Here is a 20,087-nt window from a genome sequence, read left to right as displayed (position 1 = left end):
GGACTACTTGTTGAGGACCTCGTGGGTGAGGAACTCGCCGACGTGGCCGATCTCCTGCTGGTTGATGCCGTGCCACATGCCGGTGTAGAGCACCTTGGTGAGCTTCACGTGCTTGCGCACCCAGCCCATGGTGAACTCAATCTTGTCCGGGGTGATCACGGGGTCCTGCTGGTCGCGGCCCCAGAACATCGGCAAGGTTCCGTCCAGTTCCGCGTCGCGGAAGCTGGGGTCCCCGGCGGCGTCGACGGCAAAGCCGGAGAGCCCGACGACGGCGGCATAGCCGTCCGGGCGCTGCCGCAGCAGGGTCGTGGCCATGGCCATGCCCATCGAGAACCCGAGCAGGGTCACCGAAGGGTGGCTGTCCCTCACCGAGTCGATCCAGTCCTGCGCGTAGGCGGCGGCGTGCTTGACGGCGTCGAGCGAATAGTCGATGGACGCCGTGAGCGGGAACCAGGTGAAGCCGGGACCGGAGACCAGCGGGGCGCGGAGCGAGGCCACCACGAATTCCTCCGGCAGCAGGTCCGCCAGGCTGAGCAGGTCCTGCTCGTTGGCGCCGTAGCCGTGCAACAGCACCAGCAGGGGCCTGCCGGCGCGGTCCTCCTCGGGCCGGGACCACAGAACAACGGGGGCAGGAAAGGCAGCGGGATAGGCAGCGGCTTCAGTCATGGCTCCATTCTTACAGTTACCTATGAGTAACAAGCTACGCTGGCGCCGCTTTGTGGGAAGGGGGCAGGATATGAAGGTGAGTGAAACAGAAGCAACGGAGAACTTCCCGGACCGGACCGTCAACCACCCTTGGACCCGCTACGTGGCGATGGGCGACTCCTTCACCGAAGGGATCGGAGATCCCGAACCGGCGAGCCCGGGCGGGCACCGCGGCTGGGCGGACCGGGTGGCCGAGGAATTGAGCCGCGGCCACGAGGATTTTGCCTATGCCAACCTCGCCGTGCGGGGCCGGCTCCTGCAGCAGATCGTGGACCAGCAGCTGGCCCATTGCCTGTCGCTGAAGCCGGACCTGGTGACCCTGTCCGCGGGCGGGAACGACCTGATCCGGCCCGGCGGGGACCCGGATGTCCTCGCCGAACGGCTTGACTCCGTGGTGCAGATCCTGAGCTTGGGCGGCGCCACCGTGGTCCTGTTCAACGGCCCGGACACGGGCTCGTCGGTGCTGGGCCGGATCCGCAGCAAGGTGGCGATCTACAACGAGAACCTGCGCACCGTGGCGGCCCGGCACGACGCCGTCATTGCCGACATGTGGTCGCTGCGTCAGCTCAACGACCCGCAGATGTGGGACGCGGACCGGCTGCACTTCTCGCCGCTGGGCCACCACACGATCGCGGCCATGGTGCTGGATTCGCTGAACGTCCAGCACACGCTGGAGCCGCTTTCCCCGAAGCCGCTGCCGCAACGCAGCTGGCGAGAGGCCCGCACCGGGGACCTGATCTGGGCCCGCGAGCACTTCGTCCCGTGGGTGGTCCGCCGGCTCCGGCACCGCTCCTCCGGCGACGGCATCACGGCCAAGCGCCCGCTGGCCGGACCGGTGTTCGGCCCCGGGGTCCCGCTCGGCTCGGGCGAGGGGCCGCCCGGCGCCGAGGATGCCCTGCGGTCCTGAACTCCGGGTGCCCGGGGTGCCGGGCGGCCCGGCACCCCGGGCACGGGGTGCGCGTTAAGCTGGAAAGACACCTTTTGAGAGGCGCGGTACCGTGAGTATTTTCTTTTGGATCATCATCTTGACCTTCGTGGTCCCGGCGGCCATTCGTATGTACCGCAAATCGGTCCGCGGACGCGGCCAGGACCAGGGCATGCCCGGCGGCTTCCCGGGCCAGTTCCCAGGTCAGTTCCCTGGCCAATATCCGGGCCAGCAGAGCAACCAGCCGCGGGACGGCTTCACCCAGCGCGACTACTACGGCGGATTCGGCCAGCTGGGTGCGCCGCAGCCCCCGGCCAACCAGCCGCCGGCGAACCAGCAGTACCCGGTCCCCTACGAGGACAGCCCGGAGTACCTGAACAACCCGCCGCAGCCCGCGTCGCCGCAGCAGTGGCAGCCCCAGGCGCCGGCGCCTGGCGCCCCGGAGGTGCCGCCGGTGCCGTCGGGGCCGCAGGGCTACCGCGCGCGCAAGCTCGCCGAGCTGGACCAGAAATACAGCAACGGCGAGCTCGCCATGGAGGACTACATGGCCCAGCGCGCGGAGATCATGAAAGGCTGACCCCCGGAACCTACAAGCAACGCGGGGTCACTTACGGCCCATAATCCACTCGTGGATAGGCCGTAAGTGACCCCGCGTTGCTGTTGTCCGGGAGGGCTGCGCCTAGTCGACCTGCGGGAAACCGAGGTCGATCACCGAGGTGGACGGATCCGGCCAGCGCGTCGTGACGACCTTGCCTCGGGTGTAGAAGCGGATGCTCTCCGGGCCGTACATGTGCGTGTCGCCGAAGAGCGAGTTCTTCCAGCCGCCGAAGGAGAAGGTCCCTACCGGCACCGGGATCGGCACGTTGACGCCCACCATGCCGGCCTCGACGTCGAACTCAAACTGCCGGGCGGCGCCGCCGTCGCGGGTGAAGATCGCCACGCCGTTGCCGAATTCATTGTCATTGACGAGTTTGACGGCGTCGGCGTAGCTCTCGACGCGCACCACCGAGAGGACGGGGCCGAAGATCTCGTCGTCGTAGACCTTCATGCCGGGCTTGACGTGGTCGATCAGGCTCACGCCGATGAAGAAGCCGTTCGAGTCGAATTCCTGCTCCCGGCCGTCGACCACCACGGCGGCGCCCTCGTCTGCGGCGCCGGCCACGTAGGAGGCCACCTTGTCGCGGTGCTCGGCGGTGATCAGCGGACCCATCTGGGAGGCCGGATCCGTGCCGGGGCCGATCTTGAGCGTTGCCATCCGGGTCTTGATCGCGTCCACGAGTTCGTCCGCGATGTTCCCGACGGCGACCAGGACGCTGACGGCCATGCAGCGCTCCCCCGCGGAGCCATAGGCTGCGGAGACGGCGGCGTCGGCGGCCATGTCCAGGTCCGCATCCGGAAGCACCACCATGTGGTTCTTGGCCCCGCCGAGGGCCTGGACGCGCTTGCCGTGGTCCGCGGCGCGCTTGTAGATGGACTGGGCGATCGGCGTCGAACCCACAAAACTGACAGCCTTGACGTCCGGGTGCTCGAGCAGCACGTCGACGGCTTCCTTGTCACCCTGCACGACGTTCAGGACGCCCGCCGGCAGGCCGGCCTCGGCGAAGACCTGGGCGATGAAGAGGGCGGAGGACGGGTCCTTTTCGCTCGGCTTGAGCAGCACGGTGTTGCCGCAGGCCAGGGCGCTGCCGATCATCCAGAGCGGCACCATGGCCGGGAAGTTGAACGGCGTAATGCAGGCGACGACGCCGACCGGCTGCCGGACGGAGTGGACGTCGACGCCGCCGGACACCTGCTCGGAGCGTTCGCCCTTGAGCGCGTGGGACAGGCCGGTGGCGAACTCGATGTTCTCCAGGCCGCGGGTGATCTCGCCCTCCGCGTCGGAGAGGACCTTGCCGTGTTCGCTGGTCAGCAGGGCGGCCAGTTCGGGGCGGCGCTGCATAAGCAGCTCGCGGACCTTGAAGAAGATGGTGGTGCGCTTGGCCAGGCTCGTGGCCCGCCAGCCGGGCAGGGCGGCACGGGCGGCGGCGATGGCTTCCTCGACCCGCGCGGCGGAGGCGAGCGCCACTTCCTTTTCCTGTTCGCCGGTGGCGGGGTTGAAGACGGGGCCGTAGCGCTCGGCGTCGGACACCAGGGCGCCGTTGATGAAGTGCGGAATGCGTTCCATGGGGAGGATCTCTTTCTAAAAGGTTTGGGGGGCTACTTGGCGGACTCGAACGAGCCGTCGACCAGTTTGACGATGGCGGAGCAGTCCGTGCCGGACTGGCCGCCGTCGATGAGCCGCTGGAAGAGCTGCTGGACGTGCTCGCCGATCTCCAGCGGCGTGCCGGTGTCGCGGGCGGCGCTGATGGCCAGGCCGATGTCCTTGTTGGCGAGCTCGGCAGTGAACGTCGGCGCGAAGTCGTTGTTCGAGGCGGCGGTGGGCACGACGCCGGCCACCGGGTACCAGGTGCGCAGCGCCCAGCTGTCGCCGGAGGAAACGGAGGCGATGTCCCAGAAGACCTGCTTGTCCAGGCCCAGGCGGTCCGCAAGCACCGCACCTTCTGCCGTGGAGGCGAGGTTGATGAAGAGCATCAGGTTGTTGCAGATTTTGGCGGCCTGGCCGGTGGTGGCGCCGCCGGTGGGGATGATGTTGGCGGCCATCGGGCGGATGTATTCGGTGGCGTCGGCGACGGCGCCGGCTTCGCCGCCGATCATGAAGGTCAGCGTGGCGGCCTTGGCGCCGCTCATCCCGCCGGAAACGGGCGCGTCGACGAAGCGGAAGCCTGCCTCCGCGGCGGCGTCGTGCAGGGCCTGGGCCGAGGCGATGTCAATCGTGGAGGAGTCCACCAGCAGGGTCCTGGTGTCGGCGTGGGCCAGGACGCCGTCCTCGCCCAGGTAGACGGCCCGGGCGTGCTCGCCCTTGGGGAGCATCGTGAAGACGACGTCGGCGCCTTCCACGGCCTCGGCGATGCTGCCGGCAGGCTTGACTCCCCCGGCCTCGGCAGCCGCGAGGGCCTCCGGGTTGAGGTCGAATCCGCGGACCTCGTTTCCGGCCTTGGCCAGGTTCACCGACATGAACCCGCCCATGTTTCCCAGTCCGATCCAGGCGACAACTGCCATGGCATAAGCTCCTTTGCTTTGCATTGTGTCCGGCGCATTTGCCGGTTGTTCCGTGTCCACCATCACACCCTGCTACAGTGCAATCAAGGGGAAAAAGTGAAGATGCCATGTGCATCAATGCACATCGACGAAAGGCCAATGGTGGACTTGAAGCGGCTCCCCAGCCCGGACGACCTGCTGATCCTGCTGACCGTGGCCCGGCTGGGCCGGTTCAACGCCGTCGCGGAGACCCTGGGCACCACGCACACCACCATCTCGCGCCGGATCCTCGCCCTGGACAAACAGCTCGGCGGCCGGACACTCGAGCGCAGCCCGCACGGCTGGGAACTCACCGAACTTGGATCACTGGCCGTGGCAGCGGCGGAAGCCATTGAGGGAACACTCGGAGCACTGTCCGGCCGGATCGCCCGGACAGAGGACGTGCTCTCCGGCCTGGTCCGGATCAGCACCCCGGACGGATTCGGCGCGGAATTCGTCGCCCCGGCCCTGGTCCGTTTGCAGCAGGAACATCCGTTGCTGAACGTGGAGATGCTCAGCGCCACCCGCAAGGTAAGCCAGAACCGCTCCGGGGTGGACCTGGAAGTGGTGGTCGGCAACCTGGAGGTCAGCAACGCGCAGACCATCTTCCTGTCCAACTACTTCCTGCGGCTGTACGCCAGCCCGGAGTACGCCCGCGAGCACGGGCTCCCGGTGACGCTCGACGACGTCCGGCAGCACGGATTCGTCTCCTACGTCGAGTCGGCCCTGCAGGTCGCCGAGCTCGGCCACCGCTCCACCCAGCTGCCGATGCCGCGCTCCAGCTTCCAGGCCACCAGCATCTTCGCCCAGCTGGAGGCCGTCCGCCGCGCCGCCGGGATCGGGCTGCTGCCGAATTTCCTCGTCGTCGGCAAACCGGGGCTCGTACCGGTCCTGCCGGACGACTTCCAGCGGCAGCTGCCGATCTGGGCAGTTGCGAGATCGGAATCGCTGCGTTCGGCGCCGGTGCAGGCCGTCGTGGCGGCCGTCCGGGCCGAGATCGCCGAACGCCAGGATGTGCTTGCCGGCTGAGCCCGGCGCGCTGCGGAGGCCGCCACAAGATCCCCGGATGACAGCAGCCCCCGTCCCCGCAGCGCGGGAACGGGGGCTGCCTGTTCGTTGGGTTGTGCAGCTGCGTGCTGGTTACCGCTTACCGGCGGCCAGCAGATCGGCGGTGCCCTGGGCGTCGGCGGCGTCGACGTCGTGCAGGGAGATGCCACGGGTTTCCTTGAGGAAGAACACAGCGACGGCCGTGACGGCGCAGGCGATGAGCAGGTAGATGGCCACCGGGACGGAGGACTTGTACTGGCTCAGCAGCGCGACGGCGATGATCGGGGCGAGCGAACCGGCCACGATCGAGGTCACCTGGTAGCCGAGCGAGACGCCGGAGTAGCGCATCCGGGTCGGGAACATCTCGGCCATGATGGCCGGCTGGCCGGCGTACATCAGGGCGTGGAACAGCAGTCCGATGATGACAGCGGCAAGGATCATGAAATCGTTGCCGGTATCCATCATCGGGAAGGCGAAGAAGCCCCAGGTGGCGCCCAGGACGGCACCGGCCATGTAGACGGGCTTGCGGCCGAAGCGGTCCGAGAGACGGCCGACCACCGGCACCGCGGAGAAGTGGATGAAGTGCGCCACGAGCAGGAGCAGCAGGATCCGGGCGGTGTCGGCGTGGACAACGGTCTTGAGGTAGGTGATCGAGAAGGTGACCACCAGGTAGTAGAGGATGTTCTCCGCGAAGCGCAGGCCCATGGCGGTGAAGACGCCGCGGGGGTAGCGGCGGAAGACCTCGGCGACGCCGTAGCCCTTGTTCTCCGTGACAACTTCCTTTTGTGCCTCGAGGAAGATCGGGGCGTCGCTGACCTTGGTGCGGATGTAGTAGCCGACGACGACGATCACGGCGGAGAGCCAGAACGCGACGCGCCAGCCCCAGCCAAGGAAGTCCGCGGAAGACAGCACGGAGGACAGGATGAACAGCACGGCAGTGGCGAGCAGGTTGCCCAGCGGGACGGCGGACTGCGGCCAGCTGGCCCAGAAGCCGCGGGACTTGCTGGGGCTGTGCTCGGCGACGAGGAGGACGGCGCCGCCCCATTCACCGCCGACGGCGAAGCCCTGGGCGAAGCGCAGGAAGACCAGCAGGGCCGGGGCCCAGTAGCCGATCTGCGCGAAGCCCGGGAGGCAGCCCATCAGGAAGGTCGATACGCCGACCAGGATGATGCTCAGCTGCAGCAGCTTCTTGCGGCCGAACTTGTCGCCGAAGTGGCCAAAGACGATGCCGCCGATCGGGCGGGCCACGAAGCCAACCGCATAGGTCAGGAACGCGGCGAGGATGCCGTCCAGTTCCGTTCCGGAATTGGGGAAAAACATCTTGCCAAAAACCAGGGTGGCGGCGGAGGCGTAGAGGAAGAACTCGTACCACTCCACTACCGTGCCGGCCATGGAGGCCGTTACTACCTTCTTCAGGCCGGACGTCTTGACGTCGGGCTCCTCTGCGCGCCTTGCGGCGGCGTTTTCCGTGCTCATGCGAACTCCTTCGGTGTCGTCGTCGACACCCTGTGGACCATTAGGTTGACTACGTGTGTGTGAGTTGGAACACACGGCGTCATTCTCCACGAGTATGGACTTCGATCGAGGCAAGCTCAACGACTAATCGCGCAGAGTGCGTCTGCAAAAATGCACACACGGCGGTGCCGGCTAGGCGAAGAAGTTGCCCCGGAGCTGCTCGCTGAGCTGGCCGATTTCGGTCAGGAAGCCGTCGTGGCCGATCGGGGCCTCGATGACGTGCACGGGGACCTCCCCCGGCAGGGCGTCGGCGAGCTCTCGGGATTGGGCGGGAAAGTACAGCCGGTCCGAGTCCACGGCCGCCACGAAGAACTCCGCGGTGGCCAGGGAGACGGCCTGCTCCAGGCTTCCCCGGCCGCGGCTCACGTCGTGGCTCATGAGCGCCTCGGTGATGGCGATGTAGCTGTTGGCGTCGAAGCGTCGCACCAGCTTGTTGCCCTGGTGGTCCAGGTAGCTCTCCACCTGGTAGCGCCCACGGCCGGCCAGCGACCCGGCCTCCAGCGGGGCCTCGGCCGCCTGGGCGTTGCGTCCGAAGCGCCCGTCCAGCTCGGCTGCGGAACGGTAGGTGATGTGCGCGATCCGGCGCGCGAGGGCCAGTCCGGCGTGCGGTTCCGGGCCGCCGTAGTAGTCGCCGCCGTTGAAGTTGGGGTCCTGGCGGATTGCCAGGGTCTGGGCCTGGGCGAAGGCGATCTGTTCGGCGGTGCTGCTGGCGCCGACCGAAATCACGGCGCAGCGCTGCACCCGCGCCGGGTAGGTCACCGCCCACTCCAGCGCGCGCGCTCCCCCGAGCGAGCCGCCGAGCACGGCATACCAGCTGCTGATCCCCAGCGCGTCGGCGAGCCGGGCTTCCGCCGCGGTGCTGTCCCGGAGGGTGACCAGCGGGAAGCGCGAGCCCCAGGGCCGGCCGTCCGGGGCCGGCGTGGAGGGCCCGGTGGAGCCGTAGCAGCCGCCGAGGATGTTGATGGAGACCACGAAGTACTTGTCCGTGTCCACCGGGGCGCCGGGGCCTGCCAGTTCCTCCCACCAGCCCGGTTCCTCGCCGGCGCCGCGGGTCACGTGGGTGTCGCCGGTCAGGGCGTGCTCGATCAGCACCGCATTGGAGGCATCGGCGTTCAGCGTCCCCCAGGTCTCGTAGGCGAGGGTGACCTCAGGCAGGGTGGCACCGGATTCAAGGGCCAGGGAACCGATCGGGAGGTACTGCACCGTCCCGTCGGAACCAGCGCCGTCGGAACCAGCGCCGTCGGGAACAGTGGAGGGTTTGCTTTCGGGTACACCCGTGCGGGTGACGGCAATCGTCATGTGAGGACCTAACTTCGCGCTTGCCCGCCGTCAGCTGACCGGCAGGCCAGGTCTTCACCCGGGGCACCCCGCCGCAAATGGAGGGTTGCCGGCCAGCAAGCCGGGGCTGTCACTGGCACTCATGACCTGCGTCGATTCTACGAAACACGGCCGCGCAAGCGCGAAGATTGTGACGGCTGTGTGACAGCCGGACCCGTCAACACCGCAGTTTCCCCACCTTTGACAGACGCGCCCGGCGGGTCGCCCCGAAGTGTCGGCGATTCCCGGGGCCATCCCCGCAAAGGTGGGGAAAGTCGGCGTGCTGCGTGACCTCAGGCGTTCTTGGCCGCCCGGAAGCCGGCATCGAGGTCCGCGATGATGTCGTCGATGTGCTCGAGGCCCACCGAGAGCCGGACCAGGCCGGGATTGACGCCGGCGACCGCCTGCTGCTCCGGCGAGAGCTGGCTGTGCGTGGTCGACGCCGGGTGGATGACCAGCGAGCGCACGTCACCGATGTTCGCCACATGGGAGTGCAGTTCGAGGGCGTCGACGAAGCGTTTGCCGGCCTCCGCTCCCCCTGCGAGGTTGAACGCGACGACGGCGCCGGTCCCCTTCGGGCCGTACTTCCGGCCGCGCTCGTACCAGGGGCTGGACGGCAGCCCGGCGTAGGCGACGGATTCGACGTCGTCCCTGGCTTCCAGCCATTCGGCCACCCGCAGGGCGTTGGCGACGTGCCGTTCCACCCGCAGGCTCAGCGTCTCGATCCCCTGGGCGATGAGGAAGGCGTTGAACGGCGAGACGGCCGAACCGAGGTCGCGCAGCAGCTGGACCCGGGCCTTGAGGATGAAGGACAGGTTCGCTCCCAGCGCCCCGTCCGCCCCGAGGTCGCGGGCATAGACCAGGCCGTTGTACGTGGGATCCGGGGTGTTGAAGCCGGGGAAGCGCTCCGGGTCCTTGCCGAAGTCAAAGTTGCCGGAGTCGACGATCACGCCGGCAATCGCGGCACCGTGTCCGCCGAGATACTTGGTGGCCGAATGCACCACGATGTCGGCGCCCCACTCGATCGGGCGGATCAGGTAGGGGGTGGAGAGGGTGTTGTCCACGATCAGCGGCACCCCGGCCCGGTGGGCGACGTCCGCGACGCCTTCGATGTCCAGCACGTCCTGGCGGGGGTTGGAGACCACCTCGCCGAAGAACAGCTTGGTGTTCGGCTGCACGGCATCGCGCCACTGCTCAAGGTTGTCCGGGTCCTCCACGAACGTCACGGAGATACCGAACTTCTTCAGCGTGTGGGCCAGCAGGTTGTAGGTCCCGCCATAGAGGCTGGGGCTGGCGACGACGTGGTCTCCTGCCTCGGCGATGTTGAGGATCGCGAAGGTTTCGGCGGCCTGGCCGGAACTGAGCAGGAGCGCCCCAAGGCCGCCCTCCAGGCTCGCGACCCGCTGTTCCACCGCGTCCTGGGTGGGGTTGCCGATCCGGGTGTAGATGGGGGCGAGCTCGGCGAGCGCGAACCGGTTGGCGGCGCTCTCTGCACTGGGGAAGACGAACGACGTCGTCTGGTAGATCGGCAGCGACCGCGCGCCGGTGGCGGAGTCCGGCTCCTGGCCGGCGTGGATCTGGCGGGTTTCAAAGGACCAGGCGTTGGACATCGGAGAGCTCCCTAATGACTGGGCACAGGCCGCCCCTGGCCTCTGGGGCCGGAACGGCTCTGGCGCCGCGCTTGCCTGCCGGCGGACGCCGGCGGGCCAGGTCTTCACCCGGGGCACCCCACCGCGCAAGGAGGGTTGCCGGCCAGCAAGCCGGGGCTCGATGCTGGCGCTCATGACCTGGCTTCAGTCTACGAACGCGCCATTACGCCTGGATAGCTTTGTGACGAAAATGAAGAACGGCCCCACCGCCGCCCGGCGCACGCCCGGGAGCCGGAAAGTGCCGTGGTTCTGGCCGGGCAAATCCGCGCGGTGAGCTCCGGAAAATGACATCCCATCACGGTAAGGGCATCCTAAGCTGAGAGCTCCATCACAAAGTGCCAAGATGAGGGCATGCGCATGGATCACGTCTCTTACGCCTGTGAACAAGATGGCCTGGCTGCCACCACCGAACGTATTGCGACCGCCCTCGGGGTCGAAGCCGTCAAGGGCGGAATACACCCCCGGTTCGGGACCCGCAACATGATTATCCCGCTTGCCGGGCACAAGTACCTCGAGGTCGTGGAGGTCCTGGACCACCCGGCCTCCGACAAGGCGCCGTTCGGGCAGGCAGTCCGCGCCCGCTCGGCCGCCGGCGGTGGCTGGATGGGCTGGTGCGTCGAGGTTGACGACCTGGCACCGTTCGAGGAGCGGCTGGGCCGCTCCGCCGTCAACGGCAACCGCAAGTTCCCCGACGGCCGCGAACTGGTCTGGAAGCAGATCGGCATCCTGGGCCTGATCGCGGATCCGCAGGTCCCCTACATGCTCAAGTGGGAAGGCGACCCCGCCCTGCACCCGTCCAACGCCTATGAGAGCAACGTGAAGATGTCTGCCCTCACGATCGCGGGCTCGGCCGAGCGGGTCACCGAGTGGCTGGGTGAACCGGTCGAGAAGCCGCTGGAGGACGTGGACGTGAACTGGCTGGCCCCGCACGGGACGCCGGGAATCCTGTCCGTCACCTTCGAAACCGATTCCGGAGCCGTCACGATCTGACGCTTCCTGCCCGAAAAACTTCGGCCGCCAGCAGCGGGTGCCAATGATGCCACCCACCGCTGGCGGCCGAAACACTTTAACCCGTCGCCGGCGGCGGGCCACTGGGGGCAACGCGGGTTATGCCTGCTCAGCCCAGGCCGATCGCCTTGCCGAAGAGGCTGAATCCGACGAAGGCCACGATGTCCAGCAGCGCATGCGCAATCACCAGCGGCATCACCCGGCGCGTCTTCGTGTAGATCAGCGCGAAGATGACGCCCATGACGGCGTTGCCGATGAACGGCCCGAAGCCCTGGTAGAGGTGGTAGCTGCCGCGCAGCATCGAACTGGCGAAGATCGCCAGCGGCATGCCCCAGCCGAACTTGCCGAGCCGGTCCAGCAGGTAGCCCACCACGATCACCTCCTCCACGATCCCGTGCCGGATCGCGGAGAGGATCAGGACCGGCACCGTCCACCAGTAGGAGTCCAGTGCGCTGGGGATGATCGCCGTCGTGATCCCCAGCGCCCGCCCGGCCGCGTAGAGCCCGAGCGACGGTATGCCGATCAGGGCAGCGAGGCCGAGGCCCTGGAGCAGGTCCTTGCCGGGCCGGGCGAAGTTGAAGCCCAGCTTCCGGAACGCCGAGCTGCCCGTGCCGGCGGCCATGCCGGCGGGCCGGAGTTCGGTCAGGAAATGGATCACCAGCACCACCGGGACCAGGGCGAAGATGATGTCCAGCAACTGGTACGTGAGGTCGAAATACTCCCGGCTGCTTTGCGAGCGGTTCAGCGTCGAGGTGCCCTGCGCCAGCGGCGCCCTGGTCATCTTGTCCAGCAGCTGCACTACCGAGTACACCGCCGACTGCCCCAGGGACAGGCCCAGGACAATCCAGACTTCTAGCCGCAGCCGACGGCGGGAGGGAACCAACATGGTTCTATCTTGCCTGCCGTTGCCGGGAGTTGACTGCAAGTGCCTATGCTTGGGCTGTGAGTGCGCCCGGGAAAATCATCATGATCCGGCATGGCCAGTCCGCCGCCAACGCCGACACCTCGATCTACAACCGGGTGCCCGATTACCGGATCCCGCTGACCCCGCTCGGCGTCGAGCAGGCCACGGCCGCGGGCGAGCAGCTGCGGCGGGAGCTGGACGGGCAAAGGGTGTGCGTCTACGTCTCTCCCTACCTGCGGGCCTACCAGACCCTCGAGGCGCTCCAGCTGGGCTCCCTGATCGAACGCGTGATCGAAGAGCCGCGGCTGCGCGAACAGGACTGGGCGAATTTCCAGATCGCCGGGGACATCGAGGACCAGAAGGAGCTCCGCAACGCCTACGGCCACTTCTTCTACCGGTTCCGGGAAGGCGAATCGGGCTCCGACGTCTACGACCGGATCTCCTCGTTCATGGAGACCCTCTACCGGCACTGGTCCAAGCCGAACTATGCGCCGAACGCCTTGTTCGTGACGCACGGGCTGACCATGCGGCTGTTCTGCATGCGCTGGTTCCACTGGTCGGTGGAGTACTTCGAGTCGCTGAACAACCCGGACAATGCCGAAATCCGGACCCTGCTGCGCACCCGGCAGGGCAAGTACGAGCTGGACAAGCCGTTCAGCCAGTGGGAGGACCGGCGGGTGGACGAGACCGTGCTGGACGCCCCGCCTATGTTCTTCTAAGGGATGTTCTTCCAGACGCTGTCCGGGGCGGGCCTCAGGGCGATGACCTGGTGGAACTTCCCGCTCGCGCCGGTCTGATCCGGTGCTTCCTCCGCCCGGACCAGTTCCACGTTCGCCAGGCCCTGGGCGGCCAGGAACCCGGACAGCTTCGCCGCCACGTCCTGCCACACCGCGTCCGCCGCGGCGCCCGGCTCCAGCTGGAGCCGCACCCGCAGCGCCGCCGGACCGGACTGGACCAGCTGGCAGCGGTGGACGCCCGGCGCGTCGTCGATGGGGGCTGTGATAGCGAGGGGCAGGACACTCACCGTGCCGCCGCGGCCGTTGTCCAGGTGCAGGACGTCATCGTGCCGGCCGGCCACCCGGATGGCGGGCAGCGGGTTGCCGCACTCACAAGGGCCGGGCTTGGCGACGACGGAGTCACCGAGGTCGTAGCGGATCAGCGGCTGGACCCGGTTGGCGAGATTGGTCAGCAGCACCGTGTGGGACGGCTCCCCCGCGGGCGTGGGACCGTAGTCCTCCTCGACCGGCTCGAGGATGACCCAGTCACTGTTGACGTGCAGCCAGCCGCGGGGGCAGTCCAGGGCGATCGGGGTGAACTCGGAGGCAGCGTAGACATTGTGCACCGCGCCGCCCAGCGCCGCGGCCAGGCGCTCCCGGTCCCCGACGGATTCGCCGCTGGACTCCACAATCACGGGCCGGATGTGCAGCCGGCCCGCGTCCTGTTCCTCGGCCAGCAGTTCGAGGGCGCTGGGGTAGGCCACCAGCAGGGCCGGGTCGAAAGCGTTAAGCGCCTGCACCAGCGTCTCCAGCGGTTGCTGCACGGAGAACATGCGGTAGGCCCGTCGGCGGCCCCGGCTGCGGCGCCGTTCGGACTCGAGCCAGACGGCCCCGGCGAAGTGGCCGCCGGTGCCCAGCACCGCGGCGGCGCGGATTCCCCGCCGCAGCATCGCGATCAGCCGGCGGGCGTCGAGGGCGGTCCCGACGATCCGAACGCCCTGGGCCCGGTAGCAGGCGACGGCGGCCTGGTCGTGCACGAATAATCCGGGGTGGCCCGTGGTTCCGGAGCTGGTGCAGGCGAAATAGCGGCCGCGGTAGCGAGTGCCGACCAGGGACGGGTCGGCGACGAAGCCCTCGAGGTCCGCCCGGGTGATGGCCGGATCGGTCACCCAGTCGTCGAAGCGTGCCATCAGCTGCGGCTTCGTGACCGGCGGCAGGTCCCGGAGCGGGATGTCCTCGGCCGGGAGTCCGCGGTAGAGCTCCCGGTAGAACGGGGAGCTCGTGCGGGCATGGGCCACGAGGGCGGCCAGCCGGGCGTCCCGGCGCCGGGCCAGGGCCGGCACTCCGCCGCGCTTGGCCCGCACCAGGTCGATCATGGTGGCGAGTTCCCTGGCGAAGCCGGTCATGGCGTTCCTCCTTGGCCTCCGGTGCGCGCCGGTCAGCGGGCGCGGACCCCGGCGCGCCAGACGGCGTGGGTGAGCGGCATGCCTGGCCGGTATGCCAGATGGGTGGCGGACGGGGCGTTGAGCAGGTGCAGATCCGCCCGGTTGCCCACGGCGATGGAGCCGACCGCCCGCTCGCCGTCGACGTCGTTCCCGGACTCCCGGCCCAGCGCCAGCGCACCGCCGTACGTCGCCGCCCGGACGGCCTCGTGCACGCTGAGCCGCATCTGCAGCACGGCGGTGGTGACGCAGAACGCCATCGAGCTCGTATAGGAGGTGCCGGGGTTGCAGTTGGAGGCGAGCGCCAGCTGGACGCCGGCGTCAAGCAGTTCCCGGGCCGGAGCCAGCGGCTGCCGGGTGGACAGGTCGCAGGCCGGCAGGCAGGTCGCGACGGTGCCGCGCTCGCCCGCGCCGGCCGCTGCCTCCCAGCCGGACCAGCTGTCGGCGAGGGCGTGGACGTCCTCGCGGGAGAGGTAGTTGACGTGGTCCACGCTCGCGGCGCCGAACTCCACCGCCAGCCGCACCCCGGGACCCTCGCCCAGCTGGTTGCCGTGCACGCGCAGGCCCAGTCCGGCGTCCCGGCAGGCCTGGAGCACCCGGCGGGACTGGTCCTCGGTAAACGCGCCGCGTTCGCAAAACACGTCGGCCCAGCGGACGTAGGGCCGGACCGCGGCGAGCATTGGTCCGCAGACCAGCTTCGTGTACTCCTCCGCGTCCAGGCCTTCGGGTACCAGGTGCGCGCCGAGGTAGGTGACCTCGTCCGCGACGGTGGAGGCGATCCTCGCGCTGCGGGCCTCGTTCTCCACGTCCAGGCCGTAGCCGGTCTTGGTCTCCAGGTAGGTGGTCCCCTGGGCGACGGCTTCCGCCACCCGGCCCAGCGCGAGCCGGGTGAGGTCGAAGTCGCCCGTGGCCCGGGTGGCTCCGGTGGTGACGGCGATGCCTCCGGCGCTGTAGCTCTCCCCCGCCATCCGTGCCTCGAATTCCGCGGTCCGGTCGCCGGCGAAGATCAGGTGCGTGTGTGAATCCACCCAGCCCGGCAGGAGCGCGCGGCCGGCGGCGTCAACGGCGTCGTCCGCCGCCGGGGCGTCCGCGGCGGCACCCAGCCAGGCGATGCGTTCGCCCTCGATCACGATGGCCGCATCCTTCAGGACCCGGTGGTCCGCGTCCTGGGTCATCAGTTCGGCGATGTTGGTGATGAGGGTGCTCATGGGTCCATTCTTCAGCCCCGGATAGACATCCGGGTCGCTGCCAGTGCCGCGGCTGTCCGGGATGCCGGACTGTCGGCTGGGAGCGGCTGTGCCGACCCCTGGCCGGCGAGGATCAGCTCCGCGGCCAGCTCCGCGATGCCGGAGGAGGTCTGGAAGCCGTAGCCGCCCTGCCCGGCGAGCCAGAAGAAGCCGGTGGCCTCGGCGTCGAATCCCACCACGGGGATACCGTCGGAGGCCTCGGTCCGCAGCCCGGTCCACGCCCGGCTGACGCTACCGATCCCCATCGTGGTCACCGTGTTGAGCCGCGCGATCAGCGCCTCGATGTCGCCCGGATACGGCTGGGCGTCCTCGGGGCCGCTGGGCACAGTTTCCGACGGCGAGATCAGCACCTGCCGCCGTCCGTCCGGGCGGAAGTAGAAACTGCCGGCCGACGCCACCATCGGGCAGCCCTGCGGGAGGGGGTGCTCGACGTCGACAATCGCCGCGGTGCGGCGGTAGGGCTGGAGTCCGAGCTTTTCGACGCCGCTGAGCACCGCGAATTCGTCCGCCCAGGCGCCGGCGGCGTTGACCACGACCGCGGCTTCGAAACCTTCCTGCCCGGCGCCGAGCTCCCAGCCGGAACCGAGGCGCTGCGCCGAGTGGACCCGCGCGCCGGTGATGATGTCCACGCCGCCCTCGACGGCCCGCTCGCGGTGGTCCTCCAGCAGCAGGGACGCGTTGCAGGCAAACGAACCGGAGTCCAGGCCGGCGGCCGCGAAGGAGTCCGGTTTGAGCGCGGGGCAGATTTCCAGGGCCTCGGCGTGGCTGATCCGGTGCATAAAGCCGCTTGCCTGCTGCCGGACGGCGTCCTCGTCACCGATCAGCATGAAGCGGCGCGGTGAGAGCACGGGTTCGGGCCGGGTACCCTCCTTGGTGCCGATGAGCTCCAGCGTGCGCATGGTGAGCTCTTGGACCACGGACGGCCCGTAGCTGGGGATCAGCTGCCGGGCCGAGCGCGCGGAGGTGTGGTAGCCCAGCGATTGCTCGGCTTCGACCAGGGCCACGCTGCATTTGCCGGCGAGGGCGGAGGCCAGGGACAGGCCGGCAATGCCGCCGCCCACGATCACGACATCGTATTTAGCTGACATGCCTCCATCCTTGCACCCGGCGGGAGGTCGCGTCAGTACTTTCAGGCCACCGTCTCGCGGCTGCGGACGAACGCCTGGACGCAGCTCTCGACGTCGTCCGCGCTGTGCGCGGCGGAGAGCTGGACCCTGATGCGGGCGGCGCCCTTCGGCACGACCGGGTAGCTGAAGGCGGTGACGAAGACGCCGTTGGCGAGCATTGCGTCCGCGACCTTCGCCGCCATCACTGCGTCGCCGAACATGACCGGGACGATCGCGTGTTCGCCGTCGAGCAGCTCGAAGCCTTCCTCGCCCATCCGGCGGCGGAAGAGTTCCGCGTTGGCGAAGAGCTTGCTGCGCAGTTCGCCGGAGTTCTCCACCAGGTCCAGGGCCTTCAGCGTGGCGGCGACGATGGCCGGTGCCAGCGAGTTGGAGAACAGGTAGGGGCGCGCCTTCTGGCGGAGCATGGCGATGACTTCGCGCCGGCCCGAGACGTAGCCGCCGGAGGCTCCGCCAAGGGCCTTGCCGAAGGTGCCGGTGTAGATGTCCACCCGGTCCGAGACCCCGGCGTGCTCCGGGGTGCCGGCGCCGGTGGCGCCCATGAAGCCGACGGCGTGCGAGTCGTCCACCATGACCATGGCGTCATACTTTTCGGCGAGGTCGCAGATCGCCTCGAGCGGGGCGAGGAAGCCGTCCATCGAGAAGACGCCGTCGGTGACGATGATCTTGCGGCGGGCCGGGTTCTCCTGAGTGGTGGCCTCGATCAGCCGGGACTCGAGGTCCGCCATGTCCTGGTTGGCGTAGCGGAAGCGCTGGGCCTTGCACAGCCGGATCCCGTCGATGATCGAGGCGTGGTTCAGCGCGTCGGAGATGACGGCGTCTTCCGGGCCGAAGAGCGACTCGAAGACGCCGCCGTTGGCGTCGAAGCAGCTGGAGAACAGGATGGTGTCCTCGGTGCCGAGGAACTTCGACACCCGTGCCTCGAGGGCCAGGTGCAGGTCCTGGGTGCCGCAGATGAAGCGCACGCTGGCCATGCCGAAGCCGCGTTCGTCCATGGCCTCCTTGGCGGTTGCGATGATCTCGGGGTGGTCCGCGAGGCCGAGGTAGTTGTTGGCGCAGAAGTTCAGCACCTCCGAGCTGCCCTGGCCGAGCTGGCCCGCCTTGATGTGGCCGGCCTGCGGGGAATCGATGTGCCGTTCGGTCTTGAACAGGCCGGCACCGCGGATCTCGTCGAGTTCGTGCTGCAGCTGGTCCTTGATGGCTGAATACATGGGGTGCGCTCCTGTGCAGGGGTGAATTTTTGTACGGTACCGGAAACGGGCGGGGGCTAGAAGACGGTCCAGTCGAGGACGACTTTGCCGCCGACGCCGGCGCGGGCGATCTCGAAGCCCTTCTCCCAGTCCGAGGCGGGCAGCGTATCGGTGACCACGGCGGAAATGTTCGCGTGCAGCACCGGGTTGGAGGACAGCATGGCGCTCATGGCATACCAGGTCTCGAACATCTCTCGGCCGTAGATGCCTTTCATGGTCAGCATGTGCGTGACCACTTTGCCCCAGTCGATGTCGATGGACTGGCTGGGCAGCCCCAGCATCGCGATCCGGCCGCCGTGGTTCATGTTGTCGATCATCTCAGGCAGCGCCGTGGGGTGCCCGGACATTTCCATGCCGATGTCGAAGCCTTCCCGCATGCCCAGTTCGCGCTGGCCGTCCTTGACCCGCATCCGGGAGACGTCGATCGCGAGGTCGACGCCGAGCCGGCGGGCCAGTTCCAGGCGCGGGGCGGAGACGTCGGTGATGGCGATCTTGCGTGCCCCGGCGTGGCGGGCGACGGCGATCGCCATCAGGCCGATGGGTCCGGCGCCGGTGATGAGCACGTCCTCGCCCACCAGCGGGAAGCTGAGCGCGGTGTGCACGGCGTTGCCGAACGGGTCGAAGATGGCGCCGAGCTCCGGGGTCACGGACGGATCGTGGTGGACCCAGACGTTGGTTTCCGGGATGACGACGTACTCTGCGAACGCTCCGTCGCGCTGGACGCCGACGCTGACGGTGTTGATGCACATCTGCTTGCGGCCGGCGCGGCAGTTGCGGCAGATGCCGCAGACGATGTGGCCCTCGCCGGAAACCCGGTCGCCGACCTTGACGTCCATGACGTCCTCGCCGATCTCCACGACTTCACCGTAGAACTCGTGGCCGGCGATCAGGGGCGCGTTGATGATGCCCTGCGCCCAGGCGTCCCACGACTGGATGTGCAGGTCGGTGCCGCAGATTCCGGTGGTCATGACGCGGATCTTGACGTCCCCGGCCCCGGTCTCCGGCTCCGGGCGGTCGACCAGTTCGAATCCCGCGTGGGCGCCGGACTTGTAGAGAGCCTTCATGGGCCTGCCTAACTGTGCTGGCCGCTCCGGGACGGGAGCGGTGGTGTGGGACAACTCACCTCATTAGACCCGGCGGAAAGCATTAGCACAACCGGATTTTTCTCAATCGACGATTTAGCACTGGCTTAGCTCTAGGATGGTGGCCATGGAAATCCACCAGCTCGAAATGCTCCGCGAACTCGGCGCCCTGGGCAGCGTCAAGGCCGTCGCGGAAACGCTTCTGGTCACGCCCTCGGCGGTGTCCCAGCAGTTGGCCGCCCTGCAGAAGTCCGTGGACGTGCCGCTGACCCGGAAGGAGGGCCGGAACCTGGTCCTCACCGAGGCCGGCCAGGTGCTCGCAGACGCCGGGGCCGCCGTCGTGAGCGCGATGGCGGACGCCAGGACGGCGATCGGCGCGTACCACGGCTCGCCGGTGGCGCCGGTGTCCCTGAGCGGGTTCCACAGCGCCGGCCAGGCCTTGTTCGCGCCGCTGGCCCGGCTGCTGGCCGGACCCGGGCAGCCGAGGATCCAGCTCTCCGACGAGGACGTGGCCCAGCAGGACTTCCCGGCGCTGACCGCCCGGTATGACCTGGTCCTCGCGCACCGGATGGACCACAGCCCTCGGTGGCCCCAGGAGCGGGTGGCGGTGATCCCGCTCGCGCACGAGCCGCTGGACGTGGCGCTGCCGGCCGGGCACCGGCTCGCCGGGCAGCGGGCGGTGACGGCCGACGACGTCGTTGGCGAACCCTGGGTGACGAGCCACACCGGCTACTCCCCCGCCGACGTGCTCTCCGCCGTCGCGGCCGTATCCAGCCGCGAGCTGAACATCGTGCACCGGATCAATGACTACTCCACGGTGGCGGCGCTGGTGGCGACCGGGAGCGTGATCGGGCTGCTGCCCCGGCACACCGCGCGCCCTGTGCTCAACCCGGAGATCGTGCTCAGGCCGCTGGAGGGGATCAGCACCCGGCGCCGGATCGACATCCTGGCCCGGCCGGAGAACCTTAAACGCAAATCGGTCATGATGGTCTGCGAAGCGCTGCAGACCATCATGACCGATCTAGTGGGCGGCTAGGGC

General features: G+C 68.6%; 18 protein-coding genes and 2 riboswitches. Of the genes, 6 read left to right on the top strand and 12 right to left on the bottom strand.

Annotated features, from left to right (window positions below; translation table 11 throughout):
- Positions 1 to 3 precede the first annotated feature (3 nt).
- Positions 4 to 666, bottom strand: a complete 663-nt coding sequence (locus AC1DBL_RS14930) for an alpha/beta hydrolase (RefSeq protein WP_476893517.1) — start codon at positions 664 to 666, stop codon at positions 4 to 6.
- A gap of 70 nt (positions 667 to 736) precedes the next feature.
- On the opposite strand from AC1DBL_RS14930, the gene AC1DBL_RS14925 reads away from it, so the two are divergent.
- Positions 737 to 1,612, top strand: coding sequence for an SGNH/GDSL hydrolase family protein (locus AC1DBL_RS14925; RefSeq protein WP_441419519.1), 876 nt, complete (start codon positions 737 to 739; stop codon positions 1,610 to 1,612).
- Positions 1,613 to 1,703: 91 nt separating this feature from the next.
- On the top strand, positions 1,704 to 2,207 hold the full coding sequence (locus AC1DBL_RS14920) for a hypothetical protein (protein ID WP_476893516.1): 504 nt from the start codon (positions 1,704 to 1,706) through the stop codon (positions 2,205 to 2,207).
- 102 nt (positions 2,208 to 2,309) lie between these two features.
- Here the strand turns inward: AC1DBL_RS14920 and AC1DBL_RS14915 are convergent, their stop codons facing one another.
- On the bottom strand, positions 2,310 to 3,794 hold the full coding sequence (locus tag AC1DBL_RS14915) for a CoA-acylating methylmalonate-semialdehyde dehydrogenase (RefSeq protein WP_476926396.1): 1,485 nt from the start codon (positions 3,792 to 3,794) through the stop codon (positions 2,310 to 2,312).
- Between the two features lie 32 nt (positions 3,795 to 3,826).
- The gene (mmsB, locus tag AC1DBL_RS14910; protein ID WP_175323116.1) at positions 3,827 to 4,729 is read right to left on the bottom strand and encodes a 3-hydroxyisobutyrate dehydrogenase; all 903 of its coding nucleotides are present in this window, start codon (positions 4,727 to 4,729) and stop codon (positions 3,827 to 3,829) included.
- A 102-nt stretch (positions 4,730 to 4,831) separates the two neighbouring features.
- Between mmsB and AC1DBL_RS14905 the strand changes: the two genes are divergently transcribed.
- On the top strand, positions 4,832 to 5,776 hold the full coding sequence (locus AC1DBL_RS14905) for a LysR family transcriptional regulator (RefSeq protein WP_476926395.1): 945 nt from the start codon (positions 4,832 to 4,834) through the stop codon (positions 5,774 to 5,776).
- 111 nt (positions 5,777 to 5,887) lie between these two features.
- Here the strand turns inward: AC1DBL_RS14905 and AC1DBL_RS14900 are convergent, their stop codons facing one another.
- The 3 genes from AC1DBL_RS14900 to AC1DBL_RS14890 form a co-directional block, all read right to left on the bottom strand.
- Positions 5,888 to 7,270: an MFS transporter gene (locus AC1DBL_RS14900; protein ID WP_441419516.1), complete on the bottom strand. Its 1,383-nt coding sequence runs from the start codon at positions 7,268 to 7,270 to the stop codon at positions 5,888 to 5,890.
- Between the two features lie 171 nt (positions 7,271 to 7,441).
- Entirely contained in the window at positions 7,442 to 8,608 is a 1,167-nt protein-coding gene (metX, locus tag AC1DBL_RS14895; protein WP_476893512.1) for a homoserine O-acetyltransferase MetX, read from the bottom strand.
- 11 nt (positions 8,609 to 8,619) lie between these two features.
- A riboswitch (SAM riboswitch) is annotated at positions 8,620 to 8,735 on the bottom strand.
- A 184-nt stretch (positions 8,736 to 8,919) separates the two neighbouring features.
- Positions 8,920 to 10,236, bottom strand: coding sequence for a bifunctional o-acetylhomoserine/o-acetylserine sulfhydrylase (locus AC1DBL_RS14890; RefSeq protein ID WP_175323105.1), 1,317 nt, complete (start codon positions 10,234 to 10,236; stop codon positions 8,920 to 8,922).
- Positions 10,237 to 10,298: 62 nt separating this feature from the next.
- Positions 10,299 to 10,414, bottom strand: a riboswitch (SAM riboswitch).
- Positions 10,415 to 10,626: 212 nt separating this feature from the next.
- On the opposite strand from AC1DBL_RS14890, the gene AC1DBL_RS14885 reads away from it, so the two are divergent.
- A complete protein-coding gene (locus tag AC1DBL_RS14885; RefSeq protein ID WP_441419514.1) occupies positions 10,627 to 11,265 on the top strand; it encodes a VOC family protein in 639 nt (212 codons plus the stop codon).
- Between the two features lie 127 nt (positions 11,266 to 11,392).
- On the opposite strand, the gene AC1DBL_RS14880 is transcribed toward AC1DBL_RS14885, so the two are convergent.
- On the bottom strand, positions 11,393 to 12,169 hold the full coding sequence (locus tag AC1DBL_RS14880; RefSeq protein WP_476926394.1) for a CPBP family intramembrane glutamic endopeptidase: 777 nt from the start codon (positions 12,167 to 12,169) through the stop codon (positions 11,393 to 11,395).
- A gap of 80 nt (positions 12,170 to 12,249) precedes the next feature.
- Between AC1DBL_RS14880 and AC1DBL_RS14875 the strand changes: the two genes are divergently transcribed.
- Positions 12,250 to 12,906 carry a histidine phosphatase family protein gene (locus tag AC1DBL_RS14875; RefSeq protein WP_441419530.1) on the top strand — a complete coding sequence of 219 codons (657 nt, stop codon included), beginning with the start codon at positions 12,250 to 12,252 and terminating at the stop codon, positions 12,904 to 12,906.
- Here the strand turns inward: AC1DBL_RS14875 and AC1DBL_RS14870 are convergent.
- From AC1DBL_RS14870 to tdh, 5 genes are read right to left on the bottom strand one after another with little or no spacing between them, the layout of a single operon-like run.
- Positions 12,903 to 14,309: a phenylacetate--CoA ligase family protein gene (locus AC1DBL_RS14870; RefSeq protein WP_476926393.1), complete on the bottom strand. Its 1,407-nt coding sequence runs from the start codon at positions 14,307 to 14,309 to the stop codon at positions 12,903 to 12,905. The two genes, AC1DBL_RS14875 and AC1DBL_RS14870, sit on opposite strands and share 4 nt — an antisense overlap.
- Before the next feature lie 32 nt (positions 14,310 to 14,341).
- Complete coding sequence (gene hutI, locus AC1DBL_RS14865) at positions 14,342 to 15,553, bottom strand: imidazolonepropionase (RefSeq protein WP_476926392.1); 1,212 nt, start codon at positions 15,551 to 15,553, stop codon at positions 14,342 to 14,344.
- Between the two features lie 11 nt (positions 15,554 to 15,564).
- Positions 15,565 to 16,680, bottom strand: coding sequence for an NAD(P)/FAD-dependent oxidoreductase (locus AC1DBL_RS14860; RefSeq protein ID WP_476926391.1), 1,116 nt, complete (start codon positions 16,678 to 16,680; stop codon positions 15,565 to 15,567).
- Positions 16,681 to 16,721: 41 nt separating this feature from the next.
- Positions 16,722 to 17,927, bottom strand: a complete 1,206-nt coding sequence (locus AC1DBL_RS14855) for a glycine C-acetyltransferase (RefSeq protein ID WP_476926390.1) — start codon at positions 17,925 to 17,927, stop codon at positions 16,722 to 16,724.
- A 56-nt stretch (positions 17,928 to 17,983) separates the two neighbouring features.
- Positions 17,984 to 19,030: an L-threonine 3-dehydrogenase gene (gene tdh / locus AC1DBL_RS14850; protein WP_476893508.1), complete on the bottom strand. Its 1,047-nt coding sequence runs from the start codon at positions 19,028 to 19,030 to the stop codon at positions 17,984 to 17,986.
- 145 nt (positions 19,031 to 19,175) lie between these two features.
- Between tdh and AC1DBL_RS14845 the strand changes: the two genes are divergently transcribed.
- Positions 19,176 to 20,084 (top strand): LysR family transcriptional regulator, encoded by a 909-nt coding sequence (locus AC1DBL_RS14845; protein WP_441419507.1) that lies wholly within the window; start codon positions 19,176 to 19,178, stop codon positions 20,082 to 20,084.
- Positions 20,085 to 20,087: the final 3 nt, after the last annotated feature.

Source organism: Arthrobacter sp. 10T44 (assembly GCF_056393885.1).
Note: the sequence above shows the minus strand (reverse complement) of the source record. Positions and strands in the feature narration are given on the sequence as shown.